The sequence below is a fragment of the Alkalimonas cellulosilytica genome (genome assembly GCF_036325985.1).
GTDB classification, from domain to species: Bacteria; Pseudomonadota; Gammaproteobacteria; order Enterobacterales; family Alteromonadaceae; genus Alkalimonas; species Alkalimonas cellulosilytica.
Genome location: NZ_JAUHLI010000005.1, coordinates 40,658 through 60,163, shown reverse-complemented (window position 1 = coordinate 60,163; position 19,506 = coordinate 40,658). Strand labels below are relative to the sequence as shown.

General features: G+C 51.7%; 16 protein-coding genes. 12 read left to right on the top strand and 4 right to left on the bottom strand.

Annotated elements, in window-relative coordinates:
• Positions 1-70 precede the first annotated feature (70 nt).
• From QWY20_RS06095 to speD, 11 genes are all read left to right on the top strand, one after another.
• The gene (locus QWY20_RS06095; RefSeq protein WP_407935404.1) at positions 71-460 is read left to right on the top strand and encodes a response regulator; all 390 of its coding nucleotides are present in this window, start codon (positions 71-73) and stop codon (positions 458-460) included.
• Positions 461-473: 13 nt separating this feature from the next.
• Positions 474-3,617, top strand: a complete 3,144-nt coding sequence (locus QWY20_RS06090) for a PAS domain-containing protein (protein WP_330128145.1) — start codon at positions 474-476, stop codon at positions 3,615-3,617.
• 21 nt (positions 3,618-3,638) lie between these two features.
• On the top strand, positions 3,639-5,270 hold the full coding sequence (locus QWY20_RS06085) for a diguanylate cyclase (protein ID WP_330128144.1): 1,632 nt from the start codon (positions 3,639-3,641) through the stop codon (positions 5,268-5,270).
• Between the two features lie 66 nt (positions 5,271-5,336).
• Positions 5,337-5,942, top strand: coding sequence for an anthranilate synthase component II (locus tag QWY20_RS06080; RefSeq protein ID WP_330128143.1), 606 nt, complete (start codon positions 5,337-5,339; stop codon positions 5,940-5,942).
• A 70-nt stretch (positions 5,943-6,012) separates the two neighbouring features.
• A complete protein-coding gene (locus tag QWY20_RS06075) occupies positions 6,013-7,131 on the top strand; it encodes an HDOD domain-containing protein (protein ID WP_330128142.1) in 1,119 nt (372 codons plus the stop codon).
• Positions 7,132-7,427: 296 nt separating this feature from the next.
• On the top strand, positions 7,428-8,648 hold the full coding sequence (locus tag QWY20_RS06070) for an aspartate aminotransferase family protein (RefSeq protein ID WP_330128141.1): 1,221 nt from the start codon (positions 7,428-7,430) through the stop codon (positions 8,646-8,648).
• Between the two features lie 95 nt (positions 8,649-8,743).
• Positions 8,744-9,760 (top strand): arginine N-succinyltransferase, encoded by a 1,017-nt coding sequence (gene astA / locus QWY20_RS06065; RefSeq protein WP_330128140.1) that lies wholly within the window; start codon positions 8,744-8,746, stop codon positions 9,758-9,760.
• A 54-nt stretch (positions 9,761-9,814) separates the two neighbouring features.
• On the top strand, positions 9,815-11,284 hold the full coding sequence (gene astD / locus QWY20_RS06060) for a succinylglutamate-semialdehyde dehydrogenase (protein ID WP_330128139.1): 1,470 nt from the start codon (positions 9,815-9,817) through the stop codon (positions 11,282-11,284).
• Between the two features lie 115 nt (positions 11,285-11,399).
• Entirely contained in the window at positions 11,400-11,750 is a 351-nt protein-coding gene (locus QWY20_RS06055) for a DUF3802 family protein (protein WP_330128138.1), read from the top strand.
• Between the two features lie 84 nt (positions 11,751-11,834).
• Positions 11,835-12,263: an OsmC family protein gene (locus tag QWY20_RS06050; protein ID WP_330128137.1), complete on the top strand. Its 429-nt coding sequence runs from the start codon at positions 11,835-11,837 to the stop codon at positions 12,261-12,263.
• A 55-nt stretch (positions 12,264-12,318) separates the two neighbouring features.
• Positions 12,319-13,125, top strand: coding sequence for an adenosylmethionine decarboxylase (gene speD / locus QWY20_RS06045; protein WP_228612936.1), 807 nt, complete (start codon positions 12,319-12,321; stop codon positions 13,123-13,125).
• A 67-nt stretch (positions 13,126-13,192) separates the two neighbouring features.
• Here speD and QWY20_RS06040 read toward each other — a convergent pair whose 3' ends face one another.
• From QWY20_RS06040 to QWY20_RS06030, 3 genes are all read right to left on the bottom strand, one after another.
• Positions 13,193-15,208, bottom strand: a complete 2,016-nt coding sequence (locus QWY20_RS06040) for a hypothetical protein (RefSeq protein ID WP_330128136.1) — start codon at positions 15,206-15,208, stop codon at positions 13,193-13,195.
• A 148-nt stretch (positions 15,209-15,356) separates the two neighbouring features.
• On the bottom strand, positions 15,357-16,253 hold the full coding sequence (locus QWY20_RS06035) for a phosphoribulokinase (RefSeq protein ID WP_330128135.1): 897 nt from the start codon (positions 16,251-16,253) through the stop codon (positions 15,357-15,359).
• Positions 16,254-16,323: 70 nt separating this feature from the next.
• Positions 16,324-17,253, bottom strand: a complete 930-nt coding sequence (locus QWY20_RS06030; protein WP_330128134.1) for an ion transporter — start codon at positions 17,251-17,253, stop codon at positions 16,324-16,326.
• A 38-nt stretch (positions 17,254-17,291) separates the two neighbouring features.
• Here QWY20_RS06030 and QWY20_RS06025 point away from each other — a divergent pair, with 38 nt between their 5' ends.
• The gene (locus tag QWY20_RS06025; RefSeq protein WP_330128133.1) at positions 17,292-17,687 is read left to right on the top strand and encodes an MAPEG family protein; all 396 of its coding nucleotides are present in this window, start codon (positions 17,292-17,294) and stop codon (positions 17,685-17,687) included.
• A gap of 15 nt (positions 17,688-17,702) precedes the next feature.
• On the opposite strand, the gene QWY20_RS06020 is transcribed toward QWY20_RS06025, so the two are convergent.
• A complete protein-coding gene (locus QWY20_RS06020; RefSeq protein ID WP_330128132.1) occupies positions 17,703-19,499 on the bottom strand; it encodes an ExeM/NucH family extracellular endonuclease in 1,797 nt (598 codons plus the stop codon).
• Positions 19,500-19,506: the final 7 nt, after the last annotated feature.

The following is a 19,506-nucleotide window of genomic DNA, read 5'->3' as shown; positions in this document are numbered from 1 at the left end:
CGACAACCGTTTTCATTGGCCTATTGTGCTGGTTTAGGTATATTGAAAAAAACGAAATCACAGGTAGGCTATGATGGAATTGACCCGCATCATGCATGTTGAAAACGATGAGTCGATTCGCATGATAACAGAAATGGCTCTGGTAGACGTGGCAGGCTTTGAGTTGCTCAGCTGTGATGGCGGTCAGTCGGCGCTGGAGCAAGCCGAAGCTTTTGCGCCAGAGTTGGTTTTGCTGGATGTGATGATGCCCAAAATGGATGGCCTGCAAACATTGGCAGAGCTACGCAAGCTGCCATTGCTGGCGTCTACCCCTGTGGTTTTCATGACTGCCAAAATACAGCAAGCTGAAAAACAGCAGTACCTGGATGCAGGCGCGATTGCGGTGGTGGAAAAACCCTTTGAGCCGATGGAGCTGGGCGATACCTTGCGCGCGCTCTATCAACAAGCACGCCAGGCTTAGGAGCATTAACTGCATGCAGCCACCAAAGATCCCCGAATGCGAAGTCGAACGTTGGCAATCCTTGCAGCACAGCGGGCTGCTGGATACCCCTGGCGAGCCCCGCTTTGATCGTTTGACCCGGCTGGTGCAGCAGTGCTTGCAAACTGAGATTGTGTTGATTTCGCTGGTGGATGCAGAGCGGCAATGGTTTAAATCAAAACAGGGGTTGGACTCATGCGAAACCGGCCGCGACATCTCTTTTTGTAGCCATGCTATTTTGGGGACGGATATTTTTCAGGTGCCCGATGCCAGCCAGGATCCCCGCTTTGCCGATAACCCCCTGGTCACCGGAGCGCCTCACATTCGTTTTTATGCTGGGGCGCCGCTTCAGGTCGACGGGCAGACTATCGGCACCTTGTGCCTGATTGATGCCAAACCCCGCACCCTGGATGCGCGTGAGCAAGCCATTTTACGTGAGTTTGCCAATGCCGTGCAGCAAGAGATCCAGGATCGCTTGCAAGAGCAGGCGCACCAGCAACTGACCGAGCGTGAGCTGCGGTATCGTTCGGTACTGGAAGGGACCCGCATCGGTACCTGGGAATGGAATGTGCAAACCGGGGCGACCATTTTTAACGAGCGCTGGGCTGAGATTGTCGGTTATACCTTAGCAGAGCTGGCGCCCATCACCATCGATACCTGGCTGAGCCTGGCCCATCCCGAAGATTTAACAGCGTCGGCTGCCTTGCTCGAGCGGCACTTTTCGGGCGAGCTTGCTTTTTACGATGTGACATGCCGGATGAAGCATAAAGCGGGGCATTGGGTTTGGGTGCATGATCGGGGCCGGGTGGTAACCTGGACCGACGATGGCAAACCCTTGATGATGTATGGTACCCATGCCGATATCACCGAACAAAAGCAGGCAGAGATGCAGCTGACAGAACAGCGGAGCCTGTTTGAGCAGATTCTTGAACAAACTATGGCCGGGTATTGGGATTGGGATATTGCTGCCAACAAAGAATACCTGAGTCCTTCTTTCAAGCGGATGTTTGGCTACCAGGATCATGAGATGGAAAACTCGCCACAAGCCTGGCAGCGCATTATTTTTCCGGAAGATTTGGCCAAGGTGTTGGCAACCTTCGAAGCTCACGTTAACAGTCATGGCCAAACCCCGTTCGATCAAGTGGTGCGATACCGCCATAAGAATGGTTCTACTGTTTGGGTTCGTTGCGTTGGCAAAGTTATTGAGTGGAGCCCCGATGGGCAGGCGCTGCGGATGGTGGGCTCACACCTTGACCTGACCGAAGAGATGAAGGTCAGAGAAGCCTTGCAACAAAGCCGCGATCAATTCCAAACCCTGGTGGCCAATATTCCCGGCATCACTTACCGTTGTCTGGCCGATGCGCACTGGACCATGGTGTACATGAGCGGCAGCATCGATCCACTTTCCGGCTATCCGGCCAGTGATTTTATCCAAAACAAGGTGCGTAGCTATGCCAGTGTGATCCACCCGGACGACAGCGATTACCTGGAACAGGCCGTTGCCAAAGCCGTAGCCGAGAAAACCAGTTGGTTGCTGCAATACCGGGTTATCCACAAAGATGGCAGCATACGTTATGTCGAGGAGCGTGGCATGGGCGAGTACCATGAGGATGGCAGCCTGCGTTACCTCGATGGTTTTATTCTGGATGTCACCAGTGAAAAAACGTTGAAACGCCAGCTGTTAAAACTCACCGAGCAACTGCCGGGCGTGGTGTACCAGTTTCAGCAGTGGCCCGATGGTCGGACGGCATTTCCTTATGCCAGCAGCAATTTAAAGCTGATTTATGGTGTGATGCCGGGTGAGGTGAAAGAGGATGCCGGCAAGGTCTTTGCTGTCATTGAGCCGGATGACCTGCCGGCATTGGCTGCTAGTATTGAACGCTCAGCCCGGGAACTGACGCTGTGGCAGCATGAATACCGCATTCGAAAAGAGGATGGTGGTATGGCTTGGGTATCAGGCCGGGCGATGCCAGAGCCTATGCCGGATGGCAGTGTGCTCTGGCATGGGTACATTTACGATATTACTGAAACCAAACAGTATTATCTGGCACTGGAGCAGGCCAACGAGCAGCTGCATTTGGCGCAACAACGGCTGGAGCTATCCAGCCAGCAGGCACAAATTGGCTATTGGCAGGCATCTCTTAGAACCGGCTCCTTGTGGTGGTCGCCGATGATTTATGATGTCTTTGGTTTTGATGCTTCCACTACAGAGCCCAGTGTGGCTTTGTTTAAAAGCACTGTGCATCCGGATGATTTGCCGTTGGTCGAGGCCAGTGAGGAAAAAGCAAAGCAAACTGGTTTGCACGATGTGGTGCACCGCATTATCCGCCCGGATGGTGAAATCCGCTGGGTGCATGAATTGGCGCAAATGCTGCCTGAGTCTGATAACCCGGAGCTGATGATGATTGGCTCGGTGCAGGATGTGACCGAGCGTATGCGCATGCAACAGGTGAAAGATGAGTTCATTTCCACGGTCAGTCATGAGCTGCGAACACCGCTGACCTCCATCAATGGGGCCTTAAAGCTGTTGTTGGCGACCCAAAGCAGTTCCATGACTGAAAAAGGACAAAAGCTGCTGCAGGTTGCCAGCAGCAATAGCAGCCGGTTGCAGCATCTGATCAACGATTTACTGGATATTGAAAAGTTGATTGCCGGTAAAATGAATTTTGAGCTGAAAACACAGCCGATTTTACCTTTATTGCAGCAAGCCATCTCGGATCATTCGACCTTTATCCAAAAAGCAGGTTTGCAGCTGCAGCTGGACATAGTGCCGCCGGCAGACCAGGCCAAATTAGTAGTGGATGAGCACCGCTTGCAGCAAATTCTGGCCAATTTGCTGTCCAATGCAATGAAATACTCGCCACAACATGGTGTGGTCAGGATTCAGGCCAGACTTGCTGGCCCTGAACTTGAGATCGCTGTGCAGGATCAAGGGCCTGGTATCCCGCTGGCATTTCATGATCATCTGTTTGAACGTTTTTCTCAGGCCGATGCCAGTAGTGCTAAAGAAAAAGGTGGTACAGGTTTAGGTTTAGCCTTGTGTAAAGAGCTGGTCGAGGGCATGGGCGGACGCATTGCGCTCGATACCGGCTACCAGCAAGGGGCTCGTTTTTGTATTTGGTTTTCGCTTGTGTCCTGAGCTGAGTTGTGGGGAGTTGCCGTGAGTTCTGAGAACAAAAACAAGACACACCAGCAGCGCTTTGCTGCCTTGCAGCAACGTTTTATCGAGACGTTACCTTCAAAGGCAGTGATGATGCTGCAGCAATATCAGAAGCTGGCAGCAGGTGAGCACGCTGCTTTAGCAGAGCTGATTGCTATCAGCCACCAGCTCAGCGGTTCTTGCGGAACATTTCGCTTAACGGAACTGGGCCAGCTGGCACGAGAGGTTGAGCAGCTGGCGCTGAGTATTCAGCAAGAACAAAGGCTTGAGGCAGCTCGGTTATCCGGGCTTGAGAAGGCTGTGGCTGCCTTTCATCATCAAATGCAACATGTGCTGGCGGCAGGGGGCGGTGTCTCAGAAAGTCAGGCCATCGCCAGGCCGGCGCCTGAGCAGATATGGTTGCTACTTGATGATCACAACCTCACCGCTGAATTGACGAGCCAACTGAGCGCCTTTGACTATCCGCTGCAGGTGTTTACTTCCTATCAGGATTGTTTGCAAAGTTTGACCAACCAGACTCCAGCCTTGTTGTACTGCTCTGCCAGCCTGAATGATGGGGTAAGCCAACTGTTCGAGCAACAGCAACTGTTAAAGGTGTTGCAAGATAGGCAGATCCCCTGGATGCTGTTCAGCGACCAAGATAACTTTTCGCTGCGGGCGCAGGCGGCGCGGTATCAGGCGCAGGCATTTTATGTCTCACCGCTGGATGTGCCTGCCATGTTGGGGCGAATTTCGGACTTAGCGGAGCAGCAGGCTGAGTCAGGCGGTCGTGTCTGTGTCATGGACGATGATGTCCTTTTGGCGGAGCACTTTGTGCTGACCCTGCAAACGGCCGGTATTGATTGTCAAATTTTGACGAACCCTGAAAACATCATTGCCGATATTCTGCAGTATCAGCCCGATCTGGTGTTGTTGGATCTCCATATGCCAACCTACAGCGGGCCTGAGCTCGCCGGCGTGATCCGCCAATACGACACACTGAAAAGCTTGCCCATTGTGTATTTATCGGCAGAGCAGGACAAAGCACAGCAACTGAAAGCCATGGCCTTTGGTGCCGATGACTTTTTAACCAAACCCATCAGTGATGCACAGCTGGTTAAGGCGGTACAGGTGCGCCTGCGACGCAGTCGGGAGCTGAAAAACCTGATTGTTAAAGACAGCCTGACCGGTTTAATGAAACACAGTGCCATCAAAGAAGCGGCGGTGCTGGAGTACCAGCGCGCCAAACGCAGTGGTAACACCTTTTGTCTGGTAATGGTGGATATCGATCATTTTAAAAGCGTGAACGATCGCTTTGGTCATGCCATGGGCGACCTGGTGATTACCACCCTGGCTACCTTGCTGCAAAAGCGCATTCGGCGCACGGATAAGGCTGGGCGATACGGCGGTGAAGAATTTCTGCTGGTGTTGCCGGAGTGTGCATCTGAGGATGCTTTGCAGCTGATGCAATCTATCTTAGATAGCTTTGGTACCATCGTTTTTCACAGCAGTGCACAAGACTTTGCCTGCAGCTTTTCAGCCGGTATTGCTTGCAGTAGCGAAGGGTTTGACGATGCGGAGTCCATGCTGGCCCAAGCGGATGGAAAACTTTATCAGGCAAAATCACTTGGTCGGAATCGGGTGCTTGCATAGAATAGACACCAATTCTTTCACCACCATCATTAGCAGCTAACCCAGCTGCTCAGATCGGATCCATTCATGTTATTGATGATCGACAACTACGACTCCTTTACCTGGAATCTGGTGCAGTATTTTCAACAGTTGGGCCAGCAGGTGCTGGTTCGGCGCAACGATGCCATTGATGTGGCTGGTATTGAGCAGTTGGCTCCCGATTATCTGGTGATCTCTCCCGGCCCCGGCACACCGGAGCAAGCCGGGATTTCATTGGCTGTGGTGAAGCATTTTGCCGGTAAAATACCATTGCTGGGTGTTTGCCTGGGGCATCAGGTGATCGCCCACGCGTTTGGCGCCAAGGTGGTGCGGGCGCGTGAGGTGATGCACGGTAAGAACTCCTGGATCCACCATAGCAACCAATCCATTTTTGCTGGCTTACCAAACCCGCTGAGCATTACCCGTTATCATTCACTGGTGGTAGCCCCAGACAGTTTGCCGGCTGAGCTGTCGGCTCTGGCCTGGACACAGACGGCCAGTGGTGAACTGGATGAGTTGATGGCGCTAAAGCACAACACCATGCCGTTAGTGGGTGTGCAGTTTCACCCTGAGGCTATTTTATCCGACGCAGGTTTGGTGTTACTGCAGCAGTTTTTAGTGCAAAATAATGGCCCCTTGTCAGGAGTTGCTTGACAGCAAGTGATGCGCTAAGCAGTATGAAAAACAATTTTTTCTAAACAATGCACGAGGCTGAAATTCAGTGATGAATGCCCCAACGGTAGGAACCGATTTCTCATTACGCTTCTTTGATGTCCTGATTGGGGTTGATCCAGCACGACGACAAGGCAAAACCGGCCAGCAAGAGCAAGCGCAGCAACGTACCTTGTTGGCAGTCGAAGCTGCTGCCAGAAAAGCGCGGATGGCGGATGCCAAGGCAAAAGAACAATTCGGCGAATTTGCTCAGGCGCATTTGCACGATCAGGTCGCAGACTTATTGGCAGAGCGGCTCACCTCGCTGGAGGATGTCAAAGCCAGCTTGTTTGATTTGACGCCCGATTTTTATGCCTTGCTGGATTTGCTTAGTGCCAAAGCCGTAACCTTAAATCAGTTAGATCCAGCCATTAAGAAAGTACCCTGGTTGGTGGACGACTTACTAAAGCTCATCAATCAACCGAAGTACCGGGGCAGAACCGCGTCCGGCGGCTTGATTAAAGATGTAAAAACCGGCTTGCGCTTTCTTGGCCTGGAGACTTTGCAACTTATTATTCCATTGTATGGAATGAAGCGTTGTATGCCGCATTCGACCGAGCCTTTTCATGGCTTAAAAAACGTTTTGTGGGAGTACAGCCTGGCAACAGCGAATGCTGCCAGAACGCTGGCAGAGCTGTACCGTGAACATCCTTATACCGCTTTTTGCAGTGGCTTGTTTCATACGCTGGGGCATGTTGCGGTGGTGCGCAGTTATTTAAGAACTTACCAGCAGGTCAAGCGTGATGAACTGCTCAAAGCGCGAGAGGCGCGGGATATTAAACTGATCGATGCGTTGGATGTACTGGAGCCTGAAGCCGATTTCTTGAGTGAGCAACTGACCGAGCATGCTGCGGTGCTGAGTGCCGATCTAACATCCCGCTGGGGCTTGCAGCGACTGCCACTCTGTCAGACACTGGATCAATTGGCGGAAGGCGTTGGGTACAGTGGTGCCTCGCCCATGGCCCGGGTGGTGCAGCAAGCTCAGACCTTTGTGCAATGGCAGCAATTGAAAAAACGCCAACGGCTGGAGCCCGCTGAAATGCAGAGTATGCTGAAAGCCGTTGGCATGACCAAAGACGCTTTACAACTGCTGGTACAGACCAATTTGTTGAAATTGGATGTCGAAGGCTAAATTTTTTTTCCGATAAACATGCAAAGTGCCAGAGCAGCTGCGGTAGCTTACTGCTTTCTGGCCAGCAAGGATGGTTTCTTGCTTGTTTGAACCGTCTGCCTGATTTGCACTGAATCGTGCCTGCTTAGTTATTCACTCCCGGTGCAAATCTATCTGTAGCCCTTGTTTTTATTGGCTTCGCTGCGTTTCTCACTGCAGACAGCGTTGAAATATTCTGCAATAATGCGTTATCAACGTTGCGATGTCTTAGTGTAGAACACTGCATCCAGGCCACTAGCAAAAGAGGTAAGCAATCAATGGCAGAACACATTCAGGTCACCCGCAGTTTGTTTGATGACGTGATGGTCCCCAACTATGCCCCGGCGAAAATGATTCCGGTAAAAGGCCGGGGATCACGGGTTTGGGATCAGGAAGGCCGTGAGTACGTCGATTTTGCAGGTGGTATTGCAGTCAGCAGTTTGGGGCATTGCCACCCGGCTATGGTGAGCGCTTTAACTGAGCAGGCTGGTAAGTTATGGCATTTAAGCAATGTGCTCACCAATGAACCTGCACTGCGCCTGGCCAGCAAGCTGGTACAACAGACCTTTGCTGAAAAAGTCTTCTTTGCCAATTCCGGAGCCGAAGCCAATGAAGCCGCTTTTAAACTGGCACGGCGCTGGGCACTGGATACCCATGGCGAGCACAAGCAAGACATCATCTCTTTTAGCAAAAGCTTTCATGGCCGGACCTTTTTTACCGTAACGGTTGGCGGCCAGGCCAGTTACTCCGATGGCTTTGGTCCAAAGCCAGGGGCTGTACTTCATGCCGAATTTAACAATCTGGATAGCGTCAAAGCTTTAATCAGTGAGCGTACCTGTGCGGTGGTACTGGAGCCTATTCAGGGTGAGGGCGGTATTATTCCTGCCACTAAGGAGTTCCTGGCTGGTGTTCGGGCACTCTGCGATGAGCACCAGGCCTTGCTGGTGATGGATGAAGTGCAAACCGGTGTTGGTCGTACCGGCCAGCTGTATGCCTACATGAACTACGGTGTCATACCAGATATTCTGACCACCGCGAAATCACTGGGCGGCGGCTTCCCGATTGGTGCTATGCTCACCAGCACCGAGATTGCTAAGCATCTGAAAGTTGGCACCCATGGTACCACCTACGGCGGCAACCCACTGGCTTGCGCTGTGGCTGAAGCGGTGATTGATACCATCAATACACCAGAAGTACTGCAGGGCGTTTTGGCCAAAGAGCAACTGTTCCGGCAGCGCTTGGATGCGATTAACGAACAATACCAGGTGTTTAGCGAAGTGCGTGGTAAAGGGATGTTGCTGGGCGCTGTTCTGAATGAGCAGTACCAGGGGCGGGCTCGGGATTTCTTCCTGGCGGCGGCGGATCATGGCTTGATGGCGTTGGTTGCTGGGGTCAATGTAGTGCGCTTTGCGCCATCGCTGGTGATCACTGAGCAGGATATTCAGGATGGCATGGATCGCTTTGAAAAAGCCGTTGCCCAAGTGGTGAATGCGGCCTGATCGATAAAAAAGCAATAAGGCGTTTAAACGTCGAAATGAAGCACTGAGGCAGCCTGGCTGCCTCTTTTATCTGTTCCTAATTGGAGTAAGCGACAATGATTGTGATTCGCCCAATCCGTGCCGATGACTATGCTGCCTTGTACGACATTGCGGTAGAGTCTGGCCATGGCTTTACCTCCTTACCGGTCAACGATGAGCTCTTGATGCGTAAAATCAGCCGTTCAGAGCGCTCGTTTCTAAAGACCGTGACGACGCCGGGTGATGAAGGCTACTTGTTCGTATTGGAAAATACGGAAACCGGCCTGGTGATGGGGACCAGCGCGCTCGAGGCTGCGGTTGGTTTGGATGATGCATTTTATCATTATCATCTGGGTAAAGTGGTGCATAGCTCGCGCTCGCTCAATGTGTACAAAACGGTCGACATTCTGACTTTATGCAACGATTACACCGGCGCCAGTGAGTTGTGTACTCTGTTTTTACGGGAAAACTGCCGGCAGAAGAACAACGGCAAGCTGCTGTCCAAGTTCCGGTTTTTATTCTTAAAAGAGTTCAGTGAACGGTTCTCTGATCGGATCATTGCCGAAATGCGCGGGGTTTCTGATGAAAATGGCAACTCTCCATTCTGGCAATGGTTACAGGAGCACTTTTTTTCAGTAGACTTCCCCACGGCAGACTATTTGACCGGTATTGGTCAGAAAGTCTTTATTGCCGAGCTGATGCCAAAGTATCCAATTTATGTCAGCCTGCTGAGCAAAGAAGCTCAGGCTGTGATTGGCCAGGTGCACGGTAAAACCCGGCCCGCTATTTCTTTGCTGCAGTCGGAAGGGTTCTCGCATCGCGGCTATGTGGATATTTTTGACGCCGGCCCAACGGTCGAAGCCAACCTGGAGCATATTCGGTCGGCGCGTGATAGTGAAAAGCGGCAGGTTCGCATTGGTGATGTGCCCAAAGGACAGCCGTATATGGTGTGCAACACGCAGCTGCAAAATTTTCGCGCTACCTGGCTGGAGCTGGCTGTGCCAGAAGACAGCGATGAAGTGGTGCTGCCTGCAGCCTGCGCTGAAGGGTTACTGGTTCAGACCGGTGACTGGGTTCGTTTAACCAGGATTTAATTCCTGCATTCTGAAACAGTAGTTTTGGATCAGAAACTAATTTAGGGGAGTAGCATGACACATCCTGTACAGTTTATTCAGGGCGAGTGGGTGGCTGGTGAAGGCCATTCGTTTGTATCCATCGATCCAGCCAAGAACCAACAGGTGTGGCAAGGCAATACGGCATCCGCTGCTCAGGTACAAGCGGCTGTGGCTTCAGCCAGGGCTGCTCAGTATAGCTGGGGACAGCTCAGCTTTGAGGAGCGCTTAGGCTTTGTCAAAGCCTTTGGTGAGCAGTTAACGGCTAAAAAAGAAGTGCTGGCAGCGTGCATCGCGGAAGAGACGGGTAAACCCTTGTGGGAAACCCGCACCGAAGTGGCGGCGATGATTGGCAAAATTGATATTTCCGTGCGTGCTTATCAGGAGCGTACCGGCAGCAAAGAAAACCCGATGCCACAAGGCAAAGCCTTCCTGCGCCACAAGCCGCATGGTGTGGTGGCAGTGTTTGGGCCTTACAACTTTCCGGGCCATTTACCCAATGGCCACATTGTGCCGGCCTTACTGGCGGGCAATACCGTTTTATTCAAACCCAGTGAACTGACACCCAAAGTCGCCGAACTAACGGTAAAACTATGGCAACAGGCTGGCTTACCGGCTGGTGTGCTCAGCTTGCTGCAAGGCGAAGTGGAAACCGGCAAAGCCCTGGCCAGCCATGATGATATCGATGGCTTGTTCTTTACCGGCAGTTCCCGTACCGGTCACATTTTGCACCAGCAATTTGCTGGCCGGCCAGAAAAAATTCTGGCGCTGGAGATGGGCGGCAACAACCCGCTGATCGTGCAGGATGCAGCGGATATTGATGCTGTGGTGCATGATATTGTCCAGTCGGCGTTTATCTCCGCTGGCCAGCGTTGTACCTGTGCCCGCAAACTGTTTTTGCCGGCGACCGAGCAGGGCGATCGTATTCTGGCACGTTTGCTGGATGTGACTGCCAACATCAAGGTCGGCTTGTACGACGATGACGATCAGCCATTTATGGGCTCGATGATTTCGGTAGCTGCTGCTAAAGGCATGTTGGATGTACAAAGTCAGCTGCAAAAAATGGGCGGTCGCTCCTTGCTGGAAATGAAGCATTTGCAAGCAGACACCGGCCTGGTGTCGCCTGGTATTATTGATTGCAGCCTTATCCAGGATTTCCCGGATGATGAGCATTTTGGCCCCTTGCTGAAAGTGTTCCGCTTTACCGACTTTGATGCCGCTATCGATGCTGCCAACCGCACCAGCTTTGGCTTATCGGCTGGTTTACTGAGTGACAGTGCTGAACTCTATGAGCATTTTTTCCGCCGCATTCGTGCCGGTATTGTGAATTGGAACCGTCCAATTACCGGTGCCAGTTCGGCAGCGCCTTTTGGTGGGATTGGCAAAAGTGGCAATCATAGGGCCAGTGCTTATTACGCAGCGGATTACTGCGCCTACCCGGTGGCCTCGGTTGAACTGGAGAAGGTGCAGTTGCCAGAGCAGCTTTCGCCCGGACTGAAATTCTAACTAAAAGCCGGCACAGAAAAAAATTTGATCGGGGCTTTGGCCCCGATTTGTTTTCTGGGCTAAATTTTGCTTAACTGTTAGGCAACTACAGCACTCTTAAGGCAGTATCGCGACCATGGTGATCGATAAACCCGGCTACGAGCACTTGATCCAGTTTCTGGCAGAGAATTTGTCTTTGTTTGAGCAGGCCGGTACAACCAGAGCGGATAACAAAAGCGTCGGCGAGTTGTTAGAAGAGTGCATCGCAGAACAAATCATTCACCTCTGTACCCAGCATACCGAGCTGGAAATGAATCACCGCAGCATTATTATCCGTGAGGTTGACGGCATTGTGTACGACTTTCAGGAAGTGCTGTCCAGTGTGCTCGAGAACCCGGTGACCGAAGAACAGGCTGAAATTATTAGCGAAGTGGCGCTGCTGATAAAAAACTTGTTCGATAACGCTGTGGCTGATCTGTTTGACTGAGTAATTCCCTCACTGCTTTCGCTGGCAGCTTGCCAAAGTTTTCGCTAGAATATGCCCCCTTTGTGGTAATACCGAGGTTTTGTGATGGAAGCGTCCGTAAAGTGGCTGGACTCAATGACCTTCGTCGGCTGCTCTGGTAGCGGCCATCAGGTGGTGTTCGACGCCAACAAAGAGCAAAGCACAGCACCAAGCCCAATGGAGATGTTGCTGATGTCTGCCGGTGCCTGTTCATCGGTGGATGTGGTCAGTATTTTGCAAAAAGCCCGCCAGCAGGTGCTGCACTGTGAAGTCAAGCTCACTGCAGAGCGGGCTGACAGCATTCCCCGGGTGTTTACCAAGATGCACCTGCACTTTGAAGTCACAGGGGTCAACCTCAGTGACAAGCAGGTGGCAAGGGCGGTAGAGCTATCCGCCGATAAGTACTGTTCGGTGTCGCTGATGCTGGCTAAAAGTGTCCAGGTCTCGCATTCGTACAGTGTAAAAGCCGCGGAAGGGTTGGTGAAAGCCGACTGACTTCCTGTCGTCAAACCACTGTTGCCACAGGCAGCGGTCGTGGAGAGCACACTAAGTGATCAATCCGTTTGAGAAAATTAAGCTGCATGGCTTTAACAATCTGACCAAAAGCTTAAGCTTTAGCATCTACGATATCTGTTACGCCAAAACCGAGCAGCATCGGCAGGAATACATCGAGTACATCGATGAGCAATACAATGCCGACCGACTGACCGACATTTTGTGTGAAGTAGTGGATATCATAGGTGCCAATGTGCTGAACATCGCCCGGCAGGACTATGACCCGCAAGGTGCCAGTGTCACCATTTTGGTGAGTGAAGAACCGGTACTGGAAAACCCGGACAATTCGGAAAATCCAGGCCCGTTGCCAGAGGCGGTTGTGGCGCATCTGGATAAGAGCCATATTTGTGTGCACACTTACCCGGAAGTGCACCCGCACGATGGCATCTGTACCTTCCGTGCCGATATTGAAGTATCGACCTGCGGTATTATTTCACCATTGAAAGCGCTGAACTTTCTGATCCACAGTTTTGAGTCCGATGTGGTCACCATTGACTATCGGGTACGTGGTTTTACCCGCGATGTCAGCGGTACCAAGCATTACATCGATCACCCGATCAGCTCCATCCAGAACTTTATGGATGAAGAAACCAAAAACGCGTTTCAGATGATTGATGTCAACGTGTACCAGGAAAACCTGTTTCACACCAAGATGATGCTAAAGCAAGGCGATCTGGACAACTACCTGTTCGGTGTTGGCACCGACTCGATGAGCAAAGAGCAGGTGAAAGAAATCAGCAGCAAGGTGTTTAAAGAAATCCGCGAAATTTTCTATGGCCGTAATTTGCCGGATGTGAAGTAAGCTAGGTAATCATCAGTCAATAAAAAAACCGCTCAAACTGAGCGGTTTTTGTTTATCAGTTCTGCGTCTACATTGGGTGACTGGAGTTGATGCGAACTTTGCCACGTAAAGCAGGCTCTCCGCCTTCACAATATTGTGTAAAGTCTACTGCCAAAGTGCTGACCTCAAACTCCTGCTCATTCCATTCATTGGTAAACTCAGTAAACTGAATTTCAAAAATTTCAAAGGAACCGGTTAGGGTGTTGCAGCCACGGCCGCTACCAGAAAAATCCAATCCATTACCATTTGCTGGTTTAAAAGCAGCCCGGGTTGCATTTTGATAGAGACCGGGGGTTAAGTCATTTCCTTCAGGCGCAGCAAGATCCAAATACCACCAAACGGAGTGGTTATGTTCAGTACCTGAGTAGTGTACGGTCAACTTATTTTTATCCCAGCTAGAGGTGGTTAGTTGGCCTGTTTCATTGGTCAGGAAGCGGGTTTGCCCTGCACCAATCCAATCACCCTGGTCACTGTTGTAGTAAAGTACATTGGTGCTGATATCCTTCAGGAGCAGCTCTGCATCTGTGCTATGGCGGCGGCCTAATTCATCCTCTACCGTCAAACGGATCCGAATAATCCCAGTCGTGCTTTCTGTGGGAATATGAATGCTGGTTTCCTTAGTGTCGCTCTGCGTGAAGGTGATACCAAAATCAGTGATTTCCTGCCAATGGTAGTTCGCTGTTAATCCCGTAGCAACCATCGAGTTGGCAGCGGATAATGCTAGCTCGGAACCCGGTGTTACCGAGACTTGATCTTTCCTGATTACGGCTTGTATTGCTGTACTGACAGTCAGCTGTTGATAAAGGTAAACGTATCGCTCTATCCCTAAGGCACTTGTTGCTTCAAAGGACTGCACGGTGTACTTCTTGCCTGGGGTGAGTGCCATACTGGGGCGAATATGCACTAAAGCACCTTCGATGGTGATTTCGGCTGCCACTGACGGCTGTCCCCATTCCCAATTATTAAAAAATCTGTTTAGTTCATAACTTTCGATTGAGCTTACCGGGCGAGAGAATAGAAAAGACAGAGTGCCCATGCTTGGAAAATCATCAAAGTTTGGCGATCCCACCAGACCCAGAAACTCAAAATTATCGTGACGAAAACGCTGTGCGTAGCCAGGGTTGTATAAACCAGGCCAATTCCAGTAAGCACCATCAGTAAATGCAGTCCAGTAGTACAGATCTGTTGGTCCTTGGTTCAGTCGCACCTTGACCAGCTCAGAGTCGACCACCTGATTGGCACTAAGCTGCAATGTATTGTTACGGCTGTCGCTCAGCTCAATCTGCCCCTGATGCGGGTATTCTCCCAAAAAGCCTTGAATGGGCTCGGTCACTTTGACGGCCAAATCACGGCTAAAGTGATTGAGCGCGATTCGTCCCTGATACTCCACGCGGTACAAAGCTGTTGCCAGATCCAGCTCACTGGTCAATTGGAACTGGCTCAGGCTAAACACGTCACCGTCGCTGGAGCGAAAACGTACCTGGTTGTGCTTGGGTTGTACCTGAATCGTACTGAGCAGTTGCTCGGTGGTTAAAGTGATACTCACCGTATCTAAGACGGTGAGTTCCGGGTAATCGCGAAATACCACCTTACTAAGATCCAGCTCCAACGAGTAGCTATGCCCAAGGGCGGTACTGGTTTGTTGATTGATTGTCAGCTTGACTTCACCATTTAAAATGGAGTCAAGCGTATCGACAAAGCAGTCTTCCAATGTATCGGTGAAAACTGTGCCGGAGGTGATAGGCAGAGCTTGATTCAATGATAAAGTACGGCCACCGCCATTGCTACAGATTTGAAAATCCCCGAATGGAACCTGTTGGTGTACCAACGTATGACTGTAATGAGCAAGTTGCAGCATTCCCTCTGGCAGGTTCACCGCGATGGCACCATAGGCATCCAGGTAATCGGCTTCAATCAGGAAGGGCGGCTTATCGTTGCTGCCTCCGGTCTGGCCACCACCTGAGGGAGGGGTACTGTCACCACCGCCACAGGCAGTGAGAAATAGCACAGCAAGGAAGGTGAAAAAATTTAACGCTTTCATCATTAGAATTTCCATTTCCGGGATAAATTTTCCGGAGTGTAATTCTAATAAATAAAATCAGCAATCTAAATGTTTAATTTTTACTCACTGCATTGATTTCTAATCATTTATTCTTTTGCCGGCTAAGAGCGTTTGGGCTTTCTTAAGCGCCTCAGCGCCCCAACCAATCCAATTGTCCGCGGGTATTGGCACGCTTTTTCATCAGGTTCTCAATCAGCGGCGTTAAGATGAGTTCCATTGCCAGGCCCATTTTGCCGCCCGGTACCACCAACGTATTGACCCGCGACATAAAAGAGCCGTGGATCATCTGCAGGTAGTAGGGGAAATCCACGTGCTTGATGCCGCGAAAGCGCACCACTACAAAGCTTTCATCCAGTGACGGGATGTCTTTGGCGCTAAAAGGGTTGGAGGTATCCACCGTAGGCACCCGTTGGAAGTTGATGTGGGTGCGGGAAAACTGCGGGGTAATAAAGTTGATGTAATCGTCCATGCTGCGCACGATGCTGGACATCACCGCTTCACGGCTGTGGCCTCGATCATGGGTATCGCGGATGATTTTCTGGATCCATTCTAAGTTCACAATCGGCACCATGCCGATCAGCAGGTCGACATGCTGCGCTACGTTGTGCTGTTCGGTGACGGCGCCACCATGCAGGCCTTCGTAAAACAGCAAATCGGTATTGGGGCGTAGCTCCTGCCAGGGGGTAAAAGTACCGGGCAGCTGGTTGTACGGCACTGCCTCCTCAAAGGTATGCAGGTACTTGCGATAACGGCCACTGCCATTGCTGCCGTAGCTGGCAAAAAAATCTTCCAGTGCACCAAAATCATTCGCTTCAGGGCCAAAATAGCTGATGTGCTTGCCTTGCTCCATCGCTTTACGTACTGCTAAATCCATTTCCGGCCGGCTGTAACGATGAAAGCAATCGCCTTCGATAAAGGCAGCATCTACGCCTAAAGTGCGAAAAATATGCTGAAACGCATTGCTGGTGGTACTGGTACCGGCACCCGAGGAGCCGGTAATGGCGATGATTGGATTTTTATCGGACACTTCAAGCCCACCCTATGGTATTGGATCCATACCTTATAAGACCTGTGTCATTCAGGCAAGTTGCTTTCATTTAATCCTGATCCGTTACATGCATCGCCTGATAGCGCTTTTCCATCAATTGTTGCATGATGCGGGCTTCGGTATGGCTGACACCCAGTTCAGAGCGAAGTTTATCCAGCATCGGTGCGGCACCGGGCAGCAACTGCCCGTCTTTATAGGCTTGATCCAGTGCCAGCTGGTAGAACTGGCGGCGACGGGATAACTGCTCGGAGAAACCGGAAGCCAGAATACCAGCTGGCAAGGCTACCATGCCAATACCGACGATGGTGATCAGGCCACCAAACAGCTTACCCAGGTCAGTCACTGGGGTGACATCGCCATAGCCTACCGTGGTCAGCGTGACCAAAGCCCACCACATGGCTTGCGGGATGGAGCTAAAATGCTCGGGCTGAATGTCTTTTTCCAGCGAGTACATGGCACAAGCGGCCACCAGCATAATGATAAAGAGCACGGCAAAGGCGGCGAACAAGGAGAAGCGCTCTTCTTTAAACACATTCATCAATAACTGCATGGCGCGGGAGTAGCGGGTGAGTTTGAACACCCTAAGCAAGCGGAAGACCCGCAGGTAGCGTAAATCCAGTTCAATAAGAAAGCCGAGATAAAACGGCAGAATGGCCAGCAAGTCGATAATCGCCATCGGTGAGCGGATATAGCGCCAGCGCTTTTGCCAGTTGCTGCCCTCCTGCTGCTGGTATTCCGGTGCATCGACAATGCTCCAGATCCGGGCGCCGTATTCCAGCGTAAAGACGGTGATAGAAAGCAGTTCAAAATAGAAGAAGTGACGGTGATACGTTTGGTCGATTGCTTCGATGGACTGCAAAATCAGCGCGATAATATTCAGGCCTATCAGCAGGATCAGTGCAATATCCACCCAGAGGTAGCGCTTGTCGTGTTCGGTGGAAGGTTCCAGCCATTTAGCCGTTATGGCGCGTGATACCATGTTGCAAAGTCCTTGTTGTTTTAATGCGGGAGAGATCTATGTCCAGTTTGCTACTCACATTATTTATTGCAATGCTGCTGCCTTATCTGGCCAAGGCGCCTTTGGTTGTGGCGATGCATCGCGAACCTGAAGGATACGATAACCACAATCCGCGCCAGCAGCAAGCCAGGCTGAGTGGCTTTGGTCAAAGAGCCAATGCTGCACATTACAATAGCTTTGAAGCGCTGCTTATCTATGCCTGTGCTGTACTGGCGACAGGTTTGGCTGGAGGCCCTGATCAACTGAGTCTGGTGCTGGGGTGGGTTTTTGTGCTCAGTCGCTGTGGCTACTTGCTGTGTTACTGGTACGATGCAGCGACGGTTCGCTCCCTTATCTGGCTGGTGAGCATGGCGGCAGCTTTTAGCATGATAGGCCGGGCTATCTGGGGAGGTTAGCCCGGCTTAGTTTGCTTAGTTCATTCGAAAGGTCAGGATAATGGGATCATGATCCGATGAACGGTACGGTGATGGTGCATACAGCTTTTGTTGTTGCGTCAGGCTTTTGTACTCCAGACTGTATTGCAGCAAAACAGGTTCATCGGCATTGATAGCCCAGTGCTGAATCTGTGGCTCCAGTGCGGCGAAAGCCGGGCTGGCCAAAGCATGATCCAGCGAGCCGCTCTTGCCCCGAAACACAAAGGAGTAGGAGGGCCCCTCTGTATTGGCATCGAGATACTGCCAGCCCAAGTGTTCCAGCAAGCGGATTGGATCTTCCATCCGGTAGGCATTGAGATCACCCATCAACAACTGGTAAGGGGTTGTGATACCGGTTGGCTGTTGTTCTAACCAGTGATGCAGGGCCTCTGCTGCTTCCAACCGTGCCGCATTCCAGCAAGCCTGGCCATCGCCCTGATCACGCATTTGTGCAAACTGCGGGTGGTCGCGTCTGGGGCAGCCGCCCTTGGATTTGAAATGATTGACGCTCACTGTCAGCATTTTCTGTGAGGACAAATCAAGAAAGCTCTGTGCTACCGGTGCCCGGTGTAGTTGATGAAAAGGTGGCTGTGGCTGGGTGGCGGCGGTACCTGCTTGCTGTACGGCATCCGGCCGGTAAATCAGCCCAACTTTGATCACATCACTGCCGGGTTGTTCTGCCGTTTTTACCATGGCATAGGGGCGATCCGTTGCTGCATTTAAGGCGGTCAATAAAGTGGCGATGGCACTGCCATCAGCATAGCCATTATTTTCCAGCTCAATCAGCCCGACAATATCAGCATCCATTGCCAGAATGGCGGCAGTTAATTTAGCCTGTTGCCGTTCTAGCTCCAGTTGACTGCTGGCGCCGCGACGGGTTGGGAAGGGAGGATCCTGATCAGCCCCGGTAAAGAAGTTCAGTACATTAAAGCTGGCTACCCTTAGTTCACCATTTTGGCGTGGTGCCGGAGGGGATGGTCTTGGGTTTTGTGGTTGCCAATCGGGTTGGCGGGTAGGTACCAGCCGGTAACCACGCAGATCCTGAATCAGGACGCCTTCAACACCACTGAACGTATCGCCAAGGCGCAGACTGTGCTCGGCACTTAAACCCGACGGCGGGTAAGGCAAGGGCTCCGGGTTTTGCTCCAGGCTACCATCATCCAGCACCAACATACGGCGCTCCTGCAGCGCCTCATGCGCCTTTGCGGCGTCACCTGGCAGATGGATCTGGGTCGGGGTCCATAAACGTTTATCGGCCAGTGTCAGCTCGCCAAAGCGACCCAGTCCAAAGGTGCTGTTGACTACCAGCGGCTGTTCGAAGCGCAGCCACATGCCTTCCAGTGCCTCCCAACTGAGCTGCTCAGGCAACGGTAGTTGTATACGGAGCGGTTTGGCCTGGCTCTGACCGCAGCTTTGCAGCTCAACATCAATCAGGCTGGTCAGTTGTTCGATTTCCGCTACCCGGCCCTGTATGGCCAGCAACTGGCCTAGTTGCAACTGGGTAAGGCGGCCATCATCCGGCAAAAAGAGTGCCTGGGAAGCTGTTTGAAGTGCTACTGGCCCACTTTGTTGCAACAACCAGCCCGCTCGTGGCGTATCGGGGTAGATGTAAGCCGTTAACACACCCTGGGTCAGCACGGTCTGGCCGAGTTTAGGACTTTGCTCTCCTTCACCCTGAATGCTGGAGATAGGGGTGACAGGAAGTTGGCACAGCTCGGCAGCCGGTTGGGCGCAACTGTTGAGTGCCAGGCTGCTGGCAAGGGCAAAACAAAAGCTGTAGAGGGTTTTCATCATGAGCTCG

What these genes read in the sequence shown, in the direction of transcription:
- QWY20_RS06070 (WP_330128141.1), top strand. Translation starts at nt 7,428, where the DNA reads ATGGCAGAACACATTCAGGTCACCCGCAGTTTGTTTGATGACGTGATG.
- QWY20_RS06040 (WP_330128136.1), bottom strand. Translation starts at nt 15,208, where the DNA reads ATGATGAAAGCGTTAAATTTTTTCACCTTCCTTGCTGTGCTATTTCTC.
- QWY20_RS06075 (WP_330128142.1), top strand. Translation starts at nt 6,013, where the DNA reads ATGAATGCCCCAACGGTAGGAACCGATTTCTCATTACGCTTCTTTGAT.
- QWY20_RS06095 (WP_407935404.1), top strand. Translation starts at nt 71, where the DNA reads ATGATGGAATTGACCCGCATCATGCATGTTGAAAACGATGAGTCGATT.
- QWY20_RS06050 (WP_330128137.1), top strand. Translation starts at nt 11,835, where the DNA reads ATGGAAGCGTCCGTAAAGTGGCTGGACTCAATGACCTTCGTCGGCTGC.
- QWY20_RS06030 (WP_330128134.1), bottom strand. Translation starts at nt 17,253, where the DNA reads ATGGTATCACGCGCCATAACGGCTAAATGGCTGGAACCTTCCACCGAA.
- QWY20_RS06055 (WP_330128138.1), top strand. Translation starts at nt 11,400, where the DNA reads ATGGTGATCGATAAACCCGGCTACGAGCACTTGATCCAGTTTCTGGCA.
- QWY20_RS06020 (WP_330128132.1), bottom strand. Translation starts at nt 19,499, where the DNA reads ATGATGAAAACCCTCTACAGCTTTTGTTTTGCCCTTGCCAGCAGCCTG.
- QWY20_RS06080 (WP_330128143.1), top strand. Translation starts at nt 5,337, where the DNA reads ATGTTATTGATGATCGACAACTACGACTCCTTTACCTGGAATCTGGTG.
- astA (WP_330128140.1), top strand. Translation starts at nt 8,744, where the DNA reads ATGATTGTGATTCGCCCAATCCGTGCCGATGACTATGCTGCCTTGTAC.
- QWY20_RS06025 (WP_330128133.1), top strand. Translation starts at nt 17,292, where the DNA reads ATGTCCAGTTTGCTACTCACATTATTTATTGCAATGCTGCTGCCTTAT.
- QWY20_RS06090 (WP_330128145.1), top strand. Translation starts at nt 474, where the DNA reads ATGCAGCCACCAAAGATCCCCGAATGCGAAGTCGAACGTTGGCAATCC.
- astD (WP_330128139.1), top strand. Translation starts at nt 9,815, where the DNA reads ATGACACATCCTGTACAGTTTATTCAGGGCGAGTGGGTGGCTGGTGAA.